Annotated in this window: 17 protein-coding genes; 10 read left to right on the top strand and 7 right to left on the bottom strand. The window is 46.7% G+C overall.

Annotated elements, in window-relative coordinates; genetic code table 11:
- Positions 1 to 152 precede the first annotated feature (152 nt).
- Entirely contained in the window at positions 153 to 1,232 is a 1,080-nt protein-coding gene (locus tag DS731_RS11415) for an AI-2E family transporter (RefSeq protein WP_119501444.1), read from the top strand.
- Positions 1,233 to 1,316: 84 nt separating this feature from the next.
- Here DS731_RS11415 and bcp read toward each other — a convergent pair whose 3' ends face one another.
- Complete coding sequence (gene bcp / locus DS731_RS11410; protein ID WP_119501443.1) at positions 1,317 to 1,787, bottom strand: thioredoxin-dependent thiol peroxidase; 471 nt, start codon at positions 1,785 to 1,787, stop codon at positions 1,317 to 1,319.
- Positions 1,784 to 2,323 carry a glycine cleavage system protein R gene (locus tag DS731_RS11405; protein ID WP_119501442.1) on the bottom strand — a complete coding sequence of 180 codons (540 nt, stop codon included), beginning with the start codon at positions 2,321 to 2,323 and terminating at the stop codon, positions 1,784 to 1,786. The genes bcp and DS731_RS11405 overlap by 4 nt, the downstream gene beginning before the upstream one ends.
- A gap of 260 nt (positions 2,324 to 2,583) precedes the next feature.
- On the opposite strand from DS731_RS11405, the gene dapA reads away from it, so the two are divergent.
- The 4 genes from dapA to DS731_RS11385 all read left to right on the top strand — a co-directional run bounded on the left by dapA (position 2,584) and on the right by DS731_RS11385 (position 6,311).
- The gene (gene dapA / locus DS731_RS11400) at positions 2,584 to 3,468 is read left to right on the top strand and encodes a 4-hydroxy-tetrahydrodipicolinate synthase (RefSeq protein WP_119501441.1); all 885 of its coding nucleotides are present in this window, start codon (positions 2,584 to 2,586) and stop codon (positions 3,466 to 3,468) included.
- A gap of 12 nt (positions 3,469 to 3,480) precedes the next feature.
- Entirely contained in the window at positions 3,481 to 4,596 is a 1,116-nt protein-coding gene (gene bamC, locus DS731_RS11395; protein WP_119501440.1) for an outer membrane protein assembly factor BamC, read from the top strand.
- A 15-nt stretch (positions 4,597 to 4,611) separates the two neighbouring features.
- The gene (gene purC / locus DS731_RS11390; RefSeq protein ID WP_119503399.1) at positions 4,612 to 5,328 is read left to right on the top strand and encodes a phosphoribosylaminoimidazolesuccinocarboxamide synthase; all 717 of its coding nucleotides are present in this window, start codon (positions 4,612 to 4,614) and stop codon (positions 5,326 to 5,328) included.
- Positions 5,329 to 5,465: 137 nt separating this feature from the next.
- Entirely contained in the window at positions 5,466 to 6,311 is an 846-nt protein-coding gene (locus DS731_RS11385; RefSeq protein WP_119501439.1) for a DMT family transporter, read from the top strand.
- Positions 6,312 to 6,321: 10 nt separating this feature from the next.
- On the opposite strand, the gene DS731_RS22360 is transcribed toward DS731_RS11385, so the two are convergent.
- Positions 6,322 to 6,873, bottom strand: coding sequence for a type II secretion system protein (locus DS731_RS22360; protein ID WP_181013626.1), 552 nt, complete (start codon positions 6,871 to 6,873; stop codon positions 6,322 to 6,324).
- Positions 6,874 to 7,164: 291 nt separating this feature from the next.
- On the opposite strand from DS731_RS22360, the gene efpL reads away from it, so the two are divergent.
- Both efpL and DS731_RS11370 read left to right on the top strand, forming a co-directional pair.
- Positions 7,165 to 7,740, top strand: a complete 576-nt coding sequence (gene efpL / locus DS731_RS11375) for an elongation factor P-like protein EfpL (RefSeq protein ID WP_119501438.1) — start codon at positions 7,165 to 7,167, stop codon at positions 7,738 to 7,740.
- Positions 7,741 to 7,881: 141 nt separating this feature from the next.
- On the top strand, positions 7,882 to 8,217 hold the full coding sequence (locus DS731_RS11370) for a YtxH domain-containing protein (RefSeq protein WP_119501437.1): 336 nt from the start codon (positions 7,882 to 7,884) through the stop codon (positions 8,215 to 8,217).
- 35 nt (positions 8,218 to 8,252) lie between these two features.
- On the opposite strand, the gene yfaE is transcribed toward DS731_RS11370, so the two are convergent.
- The 4 genes from yfaE to ubiG form a co-directional block, all read right to left on the bottom strand.
- A complete protein-coding gene (yfaE, locus tag DS731_RS11365) occupies positions 8,253 to 8,525 on the bottom strand; it encodes a class I ribonucleotide reductase maintenance protein YfaE (RefSeq protein WP_119501436.1) in 273 nt (90 codons plus the stop codon).
- Between the two features lie 18 nt (positions 8,526 to 8,543).
- Positions 8,544 to 9,674 (bottom strand): class Ia ribonucleoside-diphosphate reductase subunit beta, encoded by a 1,131-nt coding sequence (gene nrdB / locus DS731_RS11360; RefSeq protein ID WP_119503397.1) that lies wholly within the window; start codon positions 9,672 to 9,674, stop codon positions 8,544 to 8,546.
- A 71-nt stretch (positions 9,675 to 9,745) separates the two neighbouring features.
- Positions 9,746 to 12,073: a class 1a ribonucleoside-diphosphate reductase subunit alpha gene (gene nrdA, locus DS731_RS11355; protein ID WP_119501435.1), complete on the bottom strand. Its 2,328-nt coding sequence runs from the start codon at positions 12,071 to 12,073 to the stop codon at positions 9,746 to 9,748.
- A gap of 424 nt (positions 12,074 to 12,497) precedes the next feature.
- The gene (gene ubiG / locus DS731_RS11350) at positions 12,498 to 13,202 is read right to left on the bottom strand and encodes a bifunctional 2-polyprenyl-6-hydroxyphenol methylase/3-demethylubiquinol 3-O-methyltransferase UbiG (protein WP_119501434.1); all 705 of its coding nucleotides are present in this window, start codon (positions 13,200 to 13,202) and stop codon (positions 12,498 to 12,500) included.
- A 290-nt stretch (positions 13,203 to 13,492) separates the two neighbouring features.
- Between ubiG and gyrA the strand changes: the two genes are divergently transcribed.
- The 3 genes from gyrA (at position 13,493) to aroA (ending at position 18,647) form a co-directional block, all read left to right on the top strand.
- Complete coding sequence (gene gyrA, locus DS731_RS11345; RefSeq protein ID WP_119501433.1) at positions 13,493 to 16,186, top strand: DNA topoisomerase (ATP-hydrolyzing) subunit A; 2,694 nt, start codon at positions 13,493 to 13,495, stop codon at positions 16,184 to 16,186.
- A gap of 90 nt (positions 16,187 to 16,276) precedes the next feature.
- Positions 16,277 to 17,362 carry a 3-phosphoserine/phosphohydroxythreonine transaminase gene (gene serC / locus DS731_RS11340; protein ID WP_119501432.1) on the top strand — a complete coding sequence of 362 codons (1,086 nt, stop codon included), beginning with the start codon at positions 16,277 to 16,279 and terminating at the stop codon, positions 17,360 to 17,362.
- 4 nt (positions 17,363 to 17,366) lie between these two features.
- Complete coding sequence (aroA, locus tag DS731_RS11335; protein ID WP_119503396.1) at positions 17,367 to 18,647, top strand: 3-phosphoshikimate 1-carboxyvinyltransferase; 1,281 nt, start codon at positions 17,367 to 17,369, stop codon at positions 18,645 to 18,647.
- Positions 18,648 to 18,661 lie beyond the last annotated feature (14 nt).

The following is an 18,661-nucleotide window of genomic DNA, read 5'->3' as shown; positions in this document are numbered from 1 at the left end:
GTGCCGTACAATACAGGTGATTGCTATATCGCTTCATGCATAATGTAGCCCGGAAGTTTTCATTTAGCCTGTAATACCGCGGAATCCGGGTTGCAGAGCAGTCAGTGATTCTCCTATGATGCATTTTTTTCCGTTCCGACTGAGCAGAATTTATGAGTTTAATCAGTGTATTCGGCCGCTGGTACCGCCGGAAGTTCTCTGACCCAGATGCAGCCATGTTGCTGATCTTAATCCTGTTGACGGCAACCGTGTTCGTCTTCTGGGGCGGGCTTATCATGCCTGTTCTGGTGGCTGCAGTGATTGCTTATCTGCTGGACTGGCCGGTGAACCGGCTGGTAAATATTGGTGTCAGCAGGACCATTTCCTGCAGCGTTGTGATGCTGGCGTTCGTTGCTGTCACCATACTGATGATTGTCGGATTATTACCTACAGTGAGCCGTCAGAGTGTGAATCTGATTCAGGAAACGCCGTTAATCTGGCAAAACGCACAGGACTGGATCCTGAGGTTACCGGATAAGTATCCTGACTATGTACAGGTTTATCAAATTCAGCAAATGATGGAGAGTCTCAATGACCATCTGGTGGATCTGGGACAGCAACTTTTGTCAGCATCTGTCAGTTCAATCGGTAATGTTGCAGCGTTACTGGTATATATGATTCTGGTGCCGTTGATGGTGTTCTTCATGCTGAAAGACAAATTGTTTTTTCTTGATGGCATTTCGTCATTGTTACCGAAAGAGCGCCGGTTGATTACGCAGGTCGGGCATGAAATGAATACCCAGATAGCAAACTATATCCGCGGCAAAGTTATCGAAATTCTGATTGTGGGATCGGTATCCTGCGTTGTTTTTGCCCTGATGGACTTACGTTATGCCATTCTGCTCGGGGTACTGGTTGGCTTGTCCGTGCTTATCCCCTACATCGGTGCCGCCGTTGTCACCATACCGGTGGCTGTTGTGGCATTGTTTCAGTGGGGTCTGACCCCTGATTTCTGGTATCTGATGATTGCCTACGGCATTATCCAGGCTCTGGACGGTAACTTACTGGTACCACTTTTGTTCTCCGAAGCGGTGAGCTTACATCCTCTTTATATTATCGTGGCGGTACTGTTCTTCGGCGGATTGTGGGGGTTCTGGGGAGTGTTTTTCGCCATACCGCTGGCTACACTTGTCAAAGCGCTGATAACAGCATGGTCCGGCGGACCGGATGAACCGCCGCCCTGTAACACTTAATCACTTATTGACGGTACATCTGTATGAAAAAGCCCTGTTATGACAGGGCTTTTTGCTTTGTAAACGGCGGGGTAAACCGGGTTATCAACCAGCCTGATTCAGATAATCCAGTACAACCTGATGATGGTCTTTGGTTTTAAACTTATTAAACACGTGTTCAACAGTACCGTTTTCATCAATAAGGAAGCTTAAACGATGAATGCCGTCGTATTCTTTGCCCATGAATTTTTTCGGACCCCAGACGCCAAAAGCATCAGCTACAGCGTGGTCTTCGTCCGAGAGCAGGGTGAAGTTCAGGTTTTCTTTCTCAATGAACTTTGGCAGGCGTTTAACTGCGTCCGGACTGATCCCCAGTACCACAACATTGCGATCATCCAGTGAAGTTTTACTGTCGCGAAGGTTTTGTGCCTGCACGGTACAACCCGGTGTCATTGCTTTAGGGTAAAAATACACCAGCACTTTCTTGCCGGCATAATCTGCCAGATTAACGGCTTCGCCACTTTGATCCGGCAGGGTAAATGCCGGTGCTTTATCACCTGCTTTTAAGGTGTTCATAATTCTCCTTTATTTTTGTCTATAATCTTGCCACTCAGATTCAGGGAACCGAACAGGGCATCAGCCTCAGAACGAAGCTGCGTGATATCAACGGAATCAGGCGTACTGACAACAAATTTGCAGCGCATCATTTCTTTACCGGTTTTTTTATCTTTAAAGGTACGCTGACGAAACGCACTGATGGAGACATGCCGTTTCGCAAAAAAGCCGGTTACCGACTTCAGCAGGCCATGACTGTCTTCGCCGCTGAACTCCACATCGTAAAGATAATCTAAATTTTGTTTCTCATGATGGCTGGTTCGCTTCATCATAGAAAGCAGGCCGAACTTCTGACACATGGGGGGAATAGCCAGCTCCGCCCGTGTGATTGCCTGATGGGAACCTTCGATGATCATTGTCAGGGAAAATTCTTTCCCGTATATCGCCTGCCTGCTGTCGAGAATATTGCACTGCGCTTCCGACACGGTGCCGGCGATTTCGCTCAGCATGCCGCTCTTGTCGGTACCCAAAATCGTGACTATTAACTGATGATTCATGTCGTTACTTATAAAACCGGAGCCACATTTATACTAACACATCAGGATTTTTTGATGCCACGTTCCGGCAACATAAAGTGAGCTTCAGCACCGTGCCAGTTCGAAAAACAGTCTGATGTAAGGGTTTTATCCCCAATTTTTGACGGAATAGTGATTATTTAGAATAAGGTTGTCGATTAACGTCTAAAAAGCCCTTGTGATAACTTGTTTTTAGGGCTGTACCTCATTACCATGTGCGCTCACAAAACGCGGGAGATAATATGTTTAAAGGCAGTTACGTTGCACTTGTCACACCCATGACCAACGCGGGTGACATTGATTACCCTGCACTAGAGAAACTTATTGAGTTTCACATAGAGCAGGGCACACACGGTATTGTTTCTGTAGGAACAACCGGTGAATCCGCCACATTGCCTTTTGAAGAACATATTGAAGTGGTCAAACAAACCGTTGCTATGACAGCAGGGCGTATTCCTGTGATTGCCGGAAGCGGCGCAAACGCAACGGATGAAGCCATCTTCCTCAGTGAACAGATGGCGGGTTTAGGTATCGATGGTTTTCTCAGCGTCGTACCGTATTACAACAAGCCGCAACAACGGGGTATGGTTGCACACTTTAAAGCAGTAGCTGATGCGACTGATTTACCTGTTCTGCTTTATAATGTACCCGGCAGAACCGTTGCGGATATGTTACCTGAGACAGTGGCAGAACTGGCCACACATACAAACATTGTCGGTCTGAAAGATGCTACCGGCAGTATTGAACGTCTCAAAGCTACACAAAAGCTGGTGCCTGAAGATTTTCTGTTGCTTAGCGGTGACGACGGTACCAGTGCAGAATTTTTATGTCAGGGCGGACACGGCGTTATTTCAGTAACGGCCAACGTGGTTCCCGGCGCAATTTCCAAAATGTGCGAAGCAGGCCTGGCCGGCAACGCTGAGGAATGTCGCCGTATTAATGCTACTATTGAAACCCTGCATAACGGCATGTTTATTGAGCCAAATCCGGTAATGCCAAAGTGGGCGTTATACCGTATGGGGCTGATTAACAGTGCCGAATTACGATTACCGATGGTTTTACCGGAACTTGCGAGCCAAAAAGCACTCGAAGAACTATTACAAAAACACGCTTTGATTTCTGGTTAATAAGGAACACCGATGAAAAACACTCTGGCTTTGCTCAGTGGCTTATCTGTAATAGCCCTGACAGGTTGTTCAAGCCAACAGGATTATGAAACTGCATCGGGCAGTTATGACTACCTTGAAGTTTCCCAGCGGGCCTCTGTGAAAGTGCCTGAAGGTTTAGATTCGCCTGAATTTACATCTGATTATGATCTTCCGGAATTAAGTCAGAATGCAGACACCCGTCTTACCGGCCGCAAACTGACGATTCAGTCGCCGGCGCTTGTCCTGCCCCTTGTGGCGGGTTCACATGTTGAAGAAGGCAAACAGGAAGCAACGGTCTGGTTCGATCAGGTAGATGACAGCAAGCCGCTGAATACCGCTATCTGGGATACGGTGCTGAGCTTTCTTGAGCAAAATCACATCGGTGTAGACAGCTTCGATAAAGAAAATGGCCGTCTTGTTACTGACTGGGCCGTTGAAAAGACGACCGAAGAGTCAGCCTGGTACGACTGGACTGAGGATGAAACGTCAGAGGTTTCACGTCGCTTTGTTTTCACCATGGAACTAAAGCCTCACGGCCGGACTGCAGCGTTACGCGCAAAATTGCAGGATTTCAAATTTAATGGTGCAGATGGTGAAACCGTCACCATGGATTCCATTGATGCGATAAAAGAACGCAGAGAAGAAATCGGCATCTTGAACGAAGTACTGACGCATTACGAATACCAAATCAGGCTCGACGAGAGTAAACGTATTGCTGAAATCCGCAGTGGTCTTAATTTGGAAATGGGTTTTGACGCTAACGGTGATGCAGCCTACGTGGTTGATGCCAGACACGATATTGTATGGCCAAGAATGCTTCTGGTGTTACGCAACCTTGGCTTTGACGTAAAAGATTTAGACAGAACCACAGGCCTGTTATTTGTCACCTATAATGGTGAGGATAATGGGTGGTGGGGCAGCCTGTTTTCTGACGGTGAATCCCTTCTTGAAAAAGGTGATTATCGTTTGAAAGTGGTGCCGGCCGGCGAAAACAGAACGAGTGTGACCTTCATGGATAATGAGAGTCAGCCGTTTGAACCTAATCAGGTTGCCGACATGTACGAGCAATTTGCCCGTGTCATGACTCAGGACAATCTGGATATCTAATTTTTGAGACTGATGATGGAAAAGCGCGAAGAACTTTACCGCGGTAAAGCCAAAACTGTATACCTCACTGATGACAGCGAAAAACTCATCCTTGAGTTCAGAAATGATACGTCTGCATTTGACGGTGAAAAAATTGAACAGCTTGACCGTAAAGGTGAAGTGAATAACAAGTTCAATCATTTCATTATGACAAAGCTGGAAGAAGCCGGCATTGCCACACAAGTTGAGGCGTTGCTGTCAGACACCGATTCTCTGGTGAAAAAGTTGGATATGATTCCGGTAGAGTGCGTCGTTCGTAACGTTGCTGCAGGTTCACTGGTTCGTCGTCTGGGCGTTGAAGAAGGTTTGATGCTTAACGATTCTCCCATTTTTGAATTCTTCCTCAAAAATGATGCGCTGCATGATCCTATGGTTAATGACTATCACATCACTGCATTTGGCTGGGCGACTGAAGCGCAAATTGCAGAGATGAAACGTCTGACTTTTGCCGTTAACGATGTACTCAAAGATCTGTTTGATAAAGGCGGTATGATTCTGGTGGATTATAAACTGGAATTTGGTCTGGACAGTGATGGCAATATTATTCTGGGTGATGAATTCAGTCCTGACGGCTGTCGCTTGTGGGACAAAGAAACCCGTAAGAAAATGGATAAAGACCGTTTCCGTCAGGGCTTAGGTTCTGTAGTAGAAACATACATTGAAGTAGCTGACCGTTTGGGCCTAAAGCTCTAAAGTCATCTCTTTTTGGAAAGCACCTGCGGGTGCTTTTTTTGTGTCCGGTGTTTACCGCACCGGAGTAACCGGATCTCAAGTACCATTGTAATTGCTCCTTTGTCGTGGGAAGGTGAACAAAATAAAAGGAGCGATTCATGCCTGTATCTACGTTGTTGTACGCCTGCTTAGCCATGGTGGCTTTTGCTGCTAATTCACTTTTGTGCCGGATGGCGCTGGTAGAGACTGATATCGGGCCAGCTTCTTTCACACTAGTGAGGTTACTCAGCGGTGCTGTGGTGCTGAGTTTGCTTATCCAATTGAAAGGGCATCATCCTGCGAAACAGGGAAGTTGGGCAGGGGCTATCGCATTATTCTGCTATGCAGCAGGTTTCTCTTTTGCCTATCAAAGCGTAACGACAGGCACCGGCGCTCTGTTGCTGTTTGGTGCTGTACAAATTTCAATGATCAGCATCGGTTTTTTCAGAGGGGAACGGTTCAGTTTTATTCAGACAGCCGGCTTTGTAGTAGCTTTTGCAGGTTTAGTTTATCTGGTACTGCCCGGCGTCACAGCCCCGCCGCTGCCCGCTGCATTGCTGATGATTACTGCCGGTATCAGTTGGGGAGTGTATTCACTGTTAGGCAAAGGCGTAGCATCGCCACTTTTAATGACGGCAGGCAACTTTGTCCGTACGACGCCGTTTATTGTCGCGCTGTTTATTTTTGTTGATGAGCCACTTTCACTTTCAGAAACAACGATCCGCTACGGTATCATCTATGGCGTATTGTCCGGTGCCATCGCATCGGGTTTGGGTTATGCCTTGTGGTACGCCGTACTCCCTAAAATAGCGGCGACTAATGCCGCCACTTTACAACTCAGTGTACCGGTAATTGCCATCTTGATGGGCTGGGTATTTTTATCTGAAAGCCTTAACACAAGAATCATTATTGCCAGTGCTGCAATCATTGGTGGCATTGTACTGGTAATAAGAAAATGGCGCTGACCGGCAGGTTTTATAAATTATACATCTTCACATCGCCCGGTGAGCCGGTGTAGCCATACGTTGCATAATTTGTATCGCCGATGAAATAAACGAAGTAGGGGTCGGTATATCCGGACAGATTTCCTGCCGCACTGCTTTTGAGATACGCACATACTTCAGCACTGGCGTCAGCGTAGTAAACCGTGTTCCAGCCTTTTGCGAGAGGTGAGTTGAAATCATTCATCACATTGACTGGCTGAGGGTCAGAAAAAATCTGATTCCACACTTCGGCGCATCCCGCGCTGTTGCTGGTTGAACCTGTCGGCCAGCCCTCAGAATTAAATGTGACTGATTGTCCGTTTATGGAAATAGGGGATGTTTGTCTTATCTGATATTTGGTATGTAACAGTGTCAGGCCTGATTTAAAATCACCCATCATGGAGTGGGTGACAGCGTCATCAGCATCACCGGAAAGGTCAATAAAGCGGGGGGCCGCAGTGACCGCAAGTATACCTAAGATCACAATTACGATGACCAGCTCAATCAGGGTAAATCCCTTTGTATTCAGGTTAGATTTCAACATGTTCTTTGCTACGGTTATTTCGTCAGGGTAATCCTGGATGAAAGAGTTTTATCCGGCAATAAATTTCTTATATTCACGGTTATGCTGTAAGGCATGCCGGTATTTAATCGAATAAGCATAGAATGATTTTTACACTGCAACCAGGAATCTGGATCCGGGCTCTCTTATCCCGCTTGTTTCGGAAAAACAGGCATTCAAAACGCTTTCTAACCGACGAAAAATCGCGGAAAATAGAGACTTTCCACTTCTGATTGGACCCGCTGGTCTGATTTACTAATACAGGGAACCGCCATGCCTAAGGCAAGTGAAATTAAAAAGAATAACACCATCATTTTTGACGGTAAGACATGTATTGTCAGAGATATTGATCGTTCTGTACCACAGGGCCGTGCAGGCGGCAGCATTTATCGTATGCGTATGTACGATGTGGTAAGCGGTGCAAAATATGATGAAACATTTAAGGACTCTGACATGCTGGAAATGGCCGATTTAGTGCGCCGTCCAGCAATGTTCTCTTACATCGACGGCGATGAATATGTATTCATGGATAAGGAAGATTATACGCCTTACCATCTGAATAAAGACAGTATTGCTGATGAAGCTTTGTTCATTAACGAAGAAACTGACGGTATTCAGGTTCTGGTAGTGAGCGAAGTGCCGGTAGCTCTTGATTTACCCATGAGTGTTGAACTGGAAGTGGTAGAAACTGACCCTTCCATTAAGGGAGCCTCTGCGACGTCCCGTACCAAACCCGCTACTTTGTCTACCGGTCTGGTTGTTCAGGTGCCGGAGTACATCAGTACCGGCGAGTGGATCAAAATCAACACGGAAGAACGTAAGTTTCAGAGCCGTGCCGATAAGCACTGACAGCATACGGTTCAGCAGCCATAAAACTCAGGTGGCTGTTGTTACCTTGTAATATTGTGTTATTTTTAACCAGTCCTGCAGGTATTGATTGCCCGCAGGATTAACATCAGTACACACTCAACTGCGTAAAAGGAAAGACATATGAAAATGACAAAACAACTCTCATCATTACTCTGCATTGGTCTGTTTACCTGCGTGCTTGGCGCATGTAGCGAAGAAAAACAGGAACAGGCTGAAGACTCAATGACTAAAGCCAAAAGTGCCGCCAGCAGTGCATTTGATGATGCAAAAAATGCAGCATCTGATCTGGCAGATAAGACAGAGGAATTTGCTGAAGATGCAGCTGATAAGGCGGAAGACTGGACTGACGATGCTAAAGATAAAGCAGAAGAGTGGGCCGACGATGCCGGTAATGCTATTGAAGACGGCTGTGAGAAAATGAAAGATAAAATGGATCTGGAAGATAAGGATTGCTAAAGATCCATTCCTGATAATGCGTAAAGTCAGGTGAGTTAAAGCGGAACATCTATTTTGATGTTTGTTACCGGCTTACAGCAACAGGGCAGTATTTCATCGTCGTCAATAAAGGCGAGGGGGTCTGTGGTATATTCCACTGACCCTTCTATTAATTTAGTCCGGCAGGCTCCGCAGAAACCGTCGCGGCAATGATAATGACAAGCCACACCTGCGGATTCCAAAGATTCCAGCAGTGTTTTATCCGGTACGGCATCAACACACTCCGCATCGACAATATCGATACGAAGTGTGGATTCAGGTTTTCCCATTAACGGGGAAGGTAGGAATTACAATTCAAAATCGGCGAAGTCATCTTCGCTGACTGAAGAGTCAATCTGACCTACCAGATAGGAACTGATCTCTGATTCCTGAGGCGCAACCTGTACGTTGTCTGAGTTCAGGTAGTTGTTCATCCACGGCAGTGGATTACTTTTTACTTCGTATGGTGCGTCAAAGCCAATAGCGGTCATACGCTGATTCGCGATGTATTCCACGTACTGACACAGAATTTCCTTATTCATACCGATCATTGAGCCGTTCTTGAACAGGTAATCAGCCCATTCCTTCTCCTGCTCAACAGCGCTGATGAAGATCTGGCGTGCCTCTTCATGGCACTCCGCGGCGATTTCTGCCATCTCAGGATCGTCCTTGCCTCTGGCCCACAGGTTCAGCACGTGCTGAGTAGAGGACAGGTGCAGGTTTTCATCACGGGCAATCAGACGGATAATTTTTGCGTTACCTTCCATCAGCTCACGCTCAGCAAACGCGAAGGTGCAGGCAAAGGACACATAGAAGCGAACCGCTTCCAGGGCATTAACTGAATTCATGCACAAGTACATTTTCTTCTTCAGAACACGCATGTTCACTTCGTATACTTCGCCGTCAACGGTATGAACGCCTTCACCTTGTGTCTGCCACAACTGTGTGTGGAAAATCAGATCATCGTAGTATCTGGAAATATCAGCAGCACGGCGCTTGATTTGCTCGTTAACCACGATGTCTTCAAAAATTGCACTTGGATCGGAAAACAGGTTACGAAGAATATGAGTGTAAGAACGGGAGTGAATCGTCTCAAAGAAAGACCAGGTTTCAATCCAGGTTTCCAGTTCCGGTAATGACACGATGGGCAGGAATGCAATATTCGGACTGCGGCCCTGAACGGAATCCAGCAAGGTTTGATATTTCAGGTTAGAAATAAAAATGTGCTGCTCAGGCTCTGTGAGTTTCTGGAAGTCTACACGGTCACGCGTAACGTCAACTTCTTCCGGTCGCCAGAAGAAACTGATTTGTTTTTCAATGAGTTTTTCGAAAATGCTGTGCTTCTGCTGATCGTAACGGGCTACGTTAACAGGATTACCGAAAAACATAGGCTCGACGAGAGGATTGACGCTTTGTTGATTAAACGTTGTGTATTTCATAACTACGATAGTACTCAGAACAGATTTATCAGTTAAAAACGGAAGAAACCAGGGCAAGCCCTGGTTTATCGTTAAATTTTACATGCACCGCCGGCACAGTCGTCGTCTTCTTCAATCACAGCGGTTTGCGCTTGTGGTTGAGGTTTCGCCTGGCCTTGTTTGACTTCCATAGAGCTGGTGTCGGTGTTACCGTCACGGGTGTTATGATAATACAGTGTCTTCACACCCAGCTTGTATGAGGTCAGCAGATCTTTGAGCAGCAACTTCATCGGTACCTTACCGCTTTCATATTTGCCCGGATCGTAACTGGTGTTAGCAGAAATAGTCTGGTCAACGAATTTCTGCATAATGCCAACCAGTTGCAGGTAACCGTCATTGGACGGAATATCCCACAGCAGTTCATAGGCATCTTTAAGATTTTCATATTCAGGGACAACTTGCTTCAGTACACCATCTTTACTTGATTTAATGCTGATATGACCACGGGGCGGCTCGATACCATTGGTTGCATTGGAAATCTGCGAAGACGTTTCAGACGGCATCAGTGCAGACAGCGTAGAATTACGTAGCCCGTGCTCCATCATTTCAGCGCGCAGGCCTTCCCAGTCCATGTGTAAAGGTTCGTTACAAATGGCGTCCAAATCTTTTTTGTAGGTATCGATAGGCAGAATACCTTTAGAGTAGGTGGTCTCATTAAATTTAGGACACGCACCTTTCTCTTTTGCCAGATTCACAGACGCTTTTAATAAATGGTACTGCATCGCTTCAAACGTACGGTGAATAAGCGGGTTTGCGCTGAAGTCAGAATACTTAACGCCATTCTTCGCAAGATAATAAGCGAAGTTGATAACACCTATACCCAGCGTACGACGATTCATAGTGGCATGGTATGCCGCCGGAACCGGGTAATCCTGATAATCCAGCAGGCTGTCCAGTGCACGCACAGCCAGGTCGGATAATTCTTCAAATTCATCCAGAGATTTGATCGCGCCTAAGTTAAATGCTGACAGCGTACACAGTGCAATTTCGCCATTTTCGTCGTTTACGTGCTCCAGCGGCTTGGTCGGCAGCGCGATTTCAAGACACAGGTTGCTCTGACGGACAGGAGCGACAGCCGGGTCAAACGGGCTGTGAGTATTACAGTGGTCAACGTTTTGCAGGTAGATGCGGCCGGTTGAAGCACGTTCCTGCATAAACAGACTGAACAGTTCCATAGCTTTAATTTGCTTCTTACGAATGGAGTCATCCTGTTCGTATTTCACATACAGCTCTTCGAACTTGTTCTGATCAGCAAAGAAAGCATCGTACAGACCGGGTACATCAGACGGGCTGAACAGTGTGATGTAGCCGTCTTTCATCATACGCTGATACATCAGCTTGTTGAATTGCACGCCGTAGTCGAGATGACGTACGCGGTTTTCTTCAACACCACGGTTATTTTTCAATACCAGCAGTGATTCAACTTCCATGTGCCACAGCGGGTAGAACAACGTCGCTGCACCACCACGAACACCGCCCTGAGAGCAGCTTTTTACTGCAGTCTGGAAGTACTTGTAGAAAGGAATACAACCGGTGTGGAAAGCTTCACCACCACGGATTGGACTACCCAGTGCACGAATGCGACCAGCGTTTACACCAATACCGGCACGCTGACTCACGTATTTTACGATGGCGCTGGCGGTGGCGTTGATAGAATCCAGACTATCACCGGTTTCAATCAGTACGCATGAACTGAACTGACGGGTAGGGGTACGCACACCGGACATAATCGGTGTAGGCAGAGAAATCTTGAAAGTCGATGTTGCATCGTAAAAACGACGAACATAGTCAAGACGGGTTTCTTTCGGGTAGTCAGCAAACAGGCAGGCTGCTACCAGAACATACAGGAACTGGGCACTTTCATAGATGTCGCCGGTAACACGGTTTTGTACCAGATACTTACCTTCAAGCTGCTTAACAGCAGCATAACTGAAGGTCATATCACGCCAGTGATCGATGAAATCATCCATCGCCTCAAATTCAGCTTGCGTGTAGTCAGACAACAGGTGCTCGTCATACTTACCCTGTTCAACCATCTTTTTAACATGATCAAACAATTTAGGCGGCTCAAACTGACCATATGCTTTTTTACGCAGGTGGAAGATAGCCAGACGGGCTGCAAGATACTGATAATCAGGCGCATCTGTTGAAATAAGATCGGCTGCAGACTTGATCAATGTCTCGTGGATTTCGCCGGTCTTGATACCATCGTAAAATTGGATCTGAGCTTTGATTTCTACCTGAGAAACAGAAACGTTATTTAACCCTTCTGCTGCCCACGTGATCACTTTATGGATCTTATCTAACTCAATGACTTCTTTTTCGCCATTGCGTTTAGTGACATACAAGTTGTTGTTCATTTGTACTGGCCGTTAGTTTGTTAGCGCATGAAGCAAGAGTTGGCACCCTTTTCATCTTTATAAAATTGAATTTGCTAAGCCTTGAAAGCTTGATCCAGCAGAGATCCCTTACTGCCTGGCGGGATCCCGTGTTTTTTTACTACTTTATTGTTCTAAAACACCCGTCGGACAAGACACAAGATAGTGAGGTTTGCGTGGTTTTGCAACCCAATATCTGGTGGTTTATCCAGCGATCAAAACGGTCCCTGAAAAAGGTTAGTGGTAACTCACCTATGAGCGGCATGACTAAGCCAAATCAGACAGATGCAACCATTTTTTACTTTTTTTGATCGCCGGTTAAAAAGTTTTAATCGCTTAAAGCGGGTTGGTTACAAATACGACATATAGCGTAATATTTATTCTTAAATACTATATATAGTGTTTTCTACAGGCTTTTTTGCGTATGGACGATGTAGTTAACATCGATGTTTTTGTCCGATAAGTAGAACTGGCGGCTTAGCGGATCCATATGCAGACCTGTGGTGTTTCTGGCAAACAGATCAACCTTATCGGTCATTGCCATTAATTCTGAAGGCTTAATAAAACGGGCATGCTGATGTGTACCTTTTGGTACCAGCTTGAGGATATACTCGGCGCCAACGATGCCCATCAGCCAGGATTTCACATTTCTGTTTAAAGTAGACAGAAATACATGACCACTTGGCTTAACCAGCCTGGCGCAGGCTGCGATGATCGATGCCGGATCAGGAACGTGCTCGAGCATTTCCATACAGGTCACCACATCAAACTCTCCGGGTCTTTGTTCTGCAAAGGCTTCTGCAGAAACACACTGATAATCAACTTTTACACCGGATTCGAGACCATGAAGTTTAGCAACCTCTAAAGAAGCAGACGCCAAATCAATACCGGTCACATCAGCACCCAGTTTAGCCATGGATTCTGCAAGAATGCCGCCGCCACAACCAATATCCAACACTTTCTTTTCAAACAGACCATCACAGTGCTGCTGTACAAAATCAAGCCTTAACGGATTAATTAAATGCAGAGGTTTGAATTCACTTTCGGTATCCCACCAACGGGAGGCCAGTTCACTGAATTTGGCAATTTCTTGTTCATCGACATTCGACATACTGGTGCTCGTATTATCAGATAGAGGAGATTGATTTTGATAAATACGATACATGATCAAAGCAGTAAAAGGGACGATTTGTGTATTAAAGTGGATTAATTGCGTGAAAAGTAATCGGTTGGTAATAACAGCCCCATTTGCGGGTATTAAGCGCTACATAAATCTGTCATCCGGTGATACACTCAATGATTACTTGTAAAACCCATAATAAGAAAGCGCTGTTCTTAGCTGCATTTAAAAGTGCGTGACATTGGATACGCTTGAACTTGAATCAAGGGACATAGCAGTTTATGACTGATAACGCTAAAGAAATTCTCCCCATAAATATCGAGGAAGAGCTTAAAAACTCCTACCTTGATTATGCGATGAGCGTTATTGTCGGGCGCGCATTGCCTGACGTAAGGGACGGCCTCAAGCCGGTTCACCGCCGCGTACTCTTCGCGATGAACGAACTCAAAAACGACTTCAATAAACCGTATAAGAAATCGGCCCGTGTGGTGGGTGATGTTATCGGTAAATATCACCCTCATGGTGACAGTGCGGTATACGACACCATCGTACGTATGGCACAGCCATTCTCTTTGCGCTACATGCTGGTAGACGGGCAGGGTAACTTCGGTTCTGTAGACGGCGACTCTGCCGCGGCCATGCGTTATACCGAAGTACGTATGGCAAAAATTGCCCATGAGTTACTGGCGGATCTTGATAAAGAAACCGTAGATTTTGTACCTAACTATGACGGTACAGAGCAAATCCCTGAGGTTCTACCTACTAAGGTGCCGAACCTGCTGGTAAACGGCTCTTCCGGTATTGCCGTTGGTATGGCAACAAACATTCCGCCCCACAACCTCACTGAAGTGGTTAACGGCTGTATCGCAATGATAGAGAATCCTGCCGTTACCGTTGAAGAGCTGATGCAGTATATTCCGGGTCCGGATTTCCCTACTGCGGCGATGATCAGTGGACGTAAGGGTATTGATGATGCTTACCGTACCGGTCGTGGCAAAATCTATCTGCGTGCCAAGGCGGAAATCGAAACTGACAGTAATGGTAAAGAAACCATTATTGTTAACGAGATCCCTTATCAGGTAAACAAAGCCCGCCTGATTGAAAAGATCGCTGAACTGGTAAAAGAAAAACGTATCGAAGGTATTTCTGCCCTGCGTGATGAGTCTGACAAAGACGGTATGCGCATTGTTGTTGAAGTAAAACGCAACGAGTCGGCGGAAGTACTGCTTAACCACCTGTATGCCAATACCCAGCTACAAACAGTATTCGGTATTAATATGGTGGCACTGGATAACGGTCAGCCTAAAGTATTTAACCTCAAGGAAATGCTAGAGGCGTTTATCCTTCACCGTCGTGAAGTGGTTACCCGCCGTACGGTATACGAACTGCGTAAAGCGCGGGACCGTGCCCATATCCTTGAAGGTCTTGCCATTGCACTGACCAACATCGATCCTATCATTGAGCTTATTAAAGCTTCGCCGAGTCCTTCTGAAGCTAAGAAAGCTTTGGTTGCTCAGGGCTGGAACCTGGGTGATGTTGCTGACATGCTTGAGCGTGCCGGTGATGATGCAGCCCGTCCGGACTGGCTGACGCCGGAATTTGGTATCCGTGACGGCAAGTACTACCTGACAGAACAACAGGCACAGGCCATCCTTGATCTGCGTCTTCATAAACTGACAGGTCTTGAGCACGAAAAGATCCTTGATGAGTACAAAGAGCTACTGGCCATCATCGCTGAGTTACTGCACATTCTGCGTAGCCCTGAGCGTCTGATGGAAGTGATTCGCGAAGAGCTCGAAAAAGTGCGTGATGAATTTGGTGATGAACGTCGCACAGAAATCACGGCTGCAAGTCATGACATTGATATTGAAGATTTGATTGAGCAGGAAGACGTTGTTGTGACGCTGTCCCGCGAAGGCTATGTGAAATATCAGAAACTGACTGAATATGAAGCACAGCGCCGTGGTGGTAAAGGTAAGTCAGCGACGAAGATGAAAGATGAAGATTTCATTGAGCGTCTGCTGGTTGCGAATACCCATGACCACATCCTGTGTTTCTCTACCCGTGGCCGTCTGTACTGGTTGAAGGTTTATCAGTTACCATTTGCCAGCCGGAACGCCCGTGGTAAACCTATTGTGAATATTCTGCCGCTGGAAAATGATGAGCGGATCACTGCCATTCTACCTATCAAAGAATTTGAAGAAGGCAAGTTTGTACTCATGGCGACAGCCAACGGTACGGTGAAAAAGACTGATTTGAGTCTGTACTCCAGACCGCGCTCCAGTGGTATTATTGCCGTCAACCTTAATGAAGGCGATGAACTGATTGGCGTATCAATCACCCACGGTGATGACGACATCATGCTGTTCTCTGACGAAGGTAAAGTGGTTCGTTTTAACGAAAAACTGCGCGACTCAGAAACAGGTGAAGTGAAACGTGATCCGGAAACCGGCGAAGAGTTGCAGGCTCTGCGTCCTATGGGCAGAACAGCAACGGGTGTTCGCGGTATTAAACTGCAGGAAGGTCAGCGTGTAGTATCTCTGATTGTTCCCCGTGGTGACGGCGCCATCCTTACTGCGACTGAAAATGGTTATGGTAAACGTACGCCGCTTGAAGATTACCCGGCTAAGAGTCGTGCGACTCAGGGCGTGGTGTCTATCAAAGTGTCAGAACGTAACGGTAAAGTTGTCGGCGCTGTACAGGTTGATGAAACCGATGAAATCATGCTTATCAGCAACATGGGCACACTTGTACGTACCCGTGTCGGTGAAGTGTCTACGGTTGGCCGTAACACCCAGGGTGTACGTCTTATCAGAACTGCTGATGATGAGAAAGTAGTAGGTCTTCAACGTATCGAAGAAGTGATCGACGAAGAACTTGAACTGGAAGAAGGCGGGGAAAACACCGCTGAAGAAGTATCTGCTAACAATGATGCCGCTGTCTCAGACAGCGATAAGCCAACGACAGAAGAATAAGCCGGCGCGCTGTTAACTGCAGCGCGTTTTAACTCTTATTCAACAAGCGGCTTTTGCCGCTTGTTGTGTTTACAGGTGTTGAAATAATCTATGAGTAATGTATTTAACTTCAGTGCAGGACCTGCAATGTTACCTGCAGAGGTCATGCAGCAGGCACAGGCGGAATTTCTGAACTGGCGTGATTCAGGCTGCTCTGTCATGGAAGTCAGCCATCGTGGCAAAGATTTTATTGAAGTTGCCGCTACAGCAGAGCAGGACCTGCGCGACTTACTGGCCGTACCGGACAATTACAAAGTGCTTTTTGCCCATGGTGGTGGCCGCGGACAGTTTGCTTCTGTGCCGCTGAACATCTCTCAAACCGGTGACATATCTTTGCACATGGTTACCGGCTCCTGGTCGAAAGGGGCCGTTGCTGAGGCATCTAAATACAATAATGCCAAAGTGATTGGTGAAACCATTGACATTGACGGACTGAAATCAGTCGCAAGAGTCAATGCCGGCGATGTTGACCAGAATGCGGCTTACCTGCATTTTTGCCCTAATGAAACCGTTGATGGTATTGCTTTTGACTGGTTACCAGAGGCTGGTAAGGTACCGCTGGTATCTGATATGTCTTCTTGTATTTTGTCGCAACCACTGGATGTGGCGGCACACGGCATCATTTATGCCGGCGCACAGAAAAATATCGGTCCTTCCGGTTTATCGGTATTAATTGTTCGTGACGACCTTATCGGTAAAGCGCGTAAAGAAACCCCGTCCATTTTCGATTTTGAATTGATGGCTAATCACGATTCAATGTATAACACTCCGCCCACTTTCTCATGGTATCTGGCGGGTCTCGTGTTCAAATGGCTGAAGAACAATGGTGGCCTGAGCGCCATGCAAAAACGCAACGATGAGAAAGCGGCGTTACTGTACAGTGCTATCGATAACAGTGATTTCTACTCAAACCCGGTGCATCCTGACAACCGTTCTAAAATGAATGTGCCTTTTCATCTGGCAGATGACGGCTTGAATCAGGCATTTTTAGAACAGGCTGAAGCTGCCGGACTGAAAGCGTTGAAAGGGCACCGCTCTGTGGGCGGGATGCGCGCCAGTATCTACAATGCAATGCCGGTTGAAGGTGTTGTGGCACTGGTTGAATTTATGCAGCAATTTGAAAAGCAAAACGGGTGAGTCAGTGGAGCAGTTAACATTACAACCAATTTCCCGTGTAGACGGAGAAGTCAACGTACCGGGATCTAAGAGTTTATCTAACCGTGCTCTGTTACTTGCAGCGCTGGCAAAAGGTGAGACAACACTGACCAATTTGCTGGACAGTGATGATATCCGCCACATGCTGGTAGCCCTTGAAAAGCTGGGTGTGACTTACACGCTGAGTGAAGATAAAACTGAATGTACGGTTACCGGTATTGGCGGAAAATTCAACGTTGCCGGTGAAACCGAATTATTTCTTGGCAATGCAGGAACGGCAATGCGCCCGTTGTGTGCTGTCCTTGCTGCCAGTGATGTGCTGGTTACACTGACCGGCGAACCACGTATGGAAGAGCGTCCAATCGGCGATCTGGTTGATGCCTTGCTGGAAGCCGGTGCTGATGTCACCTATCTTAAAAATGCCGGTTATCCGCCGCTTAAAATTGCCGGTAAACCGTTGTCGGCAAAAGAAGTTAACGTGGATGGGAGCGTATCCAGTCAGTTCCTGACCGCAATATTAATGGCTGCGCCGTTATTCGCTTCTGATACGCTGATAAAAATCAAGGGTGAGCTGGTTTCTAAACCCTATATCGATATTACGCTGGATACCATGGCCAAATTCGGTATTGTCGTCACCAACAATGATTACGCCAGCTTCGAGGTTAGGGGAAATCAAACTTACACTTCTCCGGGTCGTTTCATGGTTGAAGGTGATGCGTCTTCGGCCTCTTACTTCCTGGCTGCTGCTGCAATTAAAGGCGGCACGGTGAAGGTTACCGGCATCGGTAGTAAAAGTATTCAGGGTGACGTACGTTTTGCTGATGTACTTGAAGCGATGGGTGCGAAAGTTGAATGGGCGGATGAGTCAGTGACCGTTACCGGTGCACCGTTAAAAGGTGTGGATATGGATATGAATCATATTCCTGATGCGGCCATGACTATTGCTACCACGGCGCTGTTTGCTGAAGGGCCGACGTCTATCCGGAATATCTACAACTGGCGGGTTAAAGAAACGGATCGCCTGCATGCAATGGCTACCGAGTTACGCAAATTGGGCGCCGAAGTGGACGAAGGACACGATTACATCACCGTGCAACCTTTGAAATCACTGAAGCATGCTGAAATCGATACGTATAATGATCACCGTGTAGCAATGTGCTTCTCCCTTATCGCACTTAGCGATACGCCTGTCACTATTAACGATCCACGCTGTACAGCCAAAACCTTCCCGGACTACTTCACCCGTTTCGCGACAATCTGTCACTAATTTGTCGCTAACTG

Origin of the sequence: Alteromonas sp. RKMC-009 (assembly GCF_003584565.2) — a bacterium.
Lineage (GTDB): Bacteria > Pseudomonadota > Gammaproteobacteria > Enterobacterales > Alteromonadaceae > Alteromonas.
The sequence above is the reverse complement of the archived record's forward strand: the minus strand, read 5'-3'. Positions and strand labels throughout refer to the sequence as shown.

Excerpts from the sequence above, each read along its gene's own strand:
- DS731_RS11415 (WP_119501444.1), top strand. The coding sequence starts at position 153 with ATGAGTTTAATCAGTGTATTCGGCCGCTGGTACCGCCGGAAGTTCTCT.
- bcp (WP_119501443.1), bottom strand. The coding sequence starts at position 1,787 with ATGAACACCTTAAAAGCAGGTGATAAAGCACCGGCATTTACCCTGCCG.
- DS731_RS11405 (WP_119501442.1), bottom strand. The coding sequence starts at position 2,323 with ATGAATCATCAGTTAATAGTCACGATTTTGGGTACCGACAAGAGCGGC.
- dapA (WP_119501441.1), top strand. The coding sequence starts at position 2,584 with ATGTTTAAAGGCAGTTACGTTGCACTTGTCACACCCATGACCAACGCG.
- bamC (WP_119501440.1), top strand. The coding sequence starts at position 3,481 with ATGAAAAACACTCTGGCTTTGCTCAGTGGCTTATCTGTAATAGCCCTG.
- purC (WP_119503399.1), top strand. The coding sequence starts at position 4,612 with ATGGAAAAGCGCGAAGAACTTTACCGCGGTAAAGCCAAAACTGTATAC.
- DS731_RS11385 (WP_119501439.1), top strand. The coding sequence starts at position 5,466 with ATGCCTGTATCTACGTTGTTGTACGCCTGCTTAGCCATGGTGGCTTTT.
- DS731_RS22360 (WP_181013626.1), bottom strand. The coding sequence starts at position 6,873 with ATGTTGAAATCTAACCTGAATACAAAGGGATTTACCCTGATTGAGCTG.
- efpL (WP_119501438.1), top strand. The coding sequence starts at position 7,165 with ATGCCTAAGGCAAGTGAAATTAAAAAGAATAACACCATCATTTTTGAC.
- DS731_RS11370 (WP_119501437.1), top strand. The coding sequence starts at position 7,882 with ATGAAAATGACAAAACAACTCTCATCATTACTCTGCATTGGTCTGTTT.
- yfaE (WP_119501436.1), bottom strand. The coding sequence starts at position 8,525 with ATGGGAAAACCTGAATCCACACTTCGTATCGATATTGTCGATGCGGAG.
- nrdB (WP_119503397.1), bottom strand. The coding sequence starts at position 9,674 with ATGAAATACACAACGTTTAATCAACAAAGCGTCAATCCTCTCGTCGAG.
- nrdA (WP_119501435.1), bottom strand. The coding sequence starts at position 12,073 with ATGAACAACAACTTGTATGTCACTAAACGCAATGGCGAAAAAGAAGTC.
- ubiG (WP_119501434.1), bottom strand. The coding sequence starts at position 13,202 with ATGTCGAATGTCGATGAACAAGAAATTGCCAAATTCAGTGAACTGGCC.
- gyrA (WP_119501433.1), top strand. The coding sequence starts at position 13,493 with ATGACTGATAACGCTAAAGAAATTCTCCCCATAAATATCGAGGAAGAG.
- serC (WP_119501432.1), top strand. The coding sequence starts at position 16,277 with ATGAGTAATGTATTTAACTTCAGTGCAGGACCTGCAATGTTACCTGCA.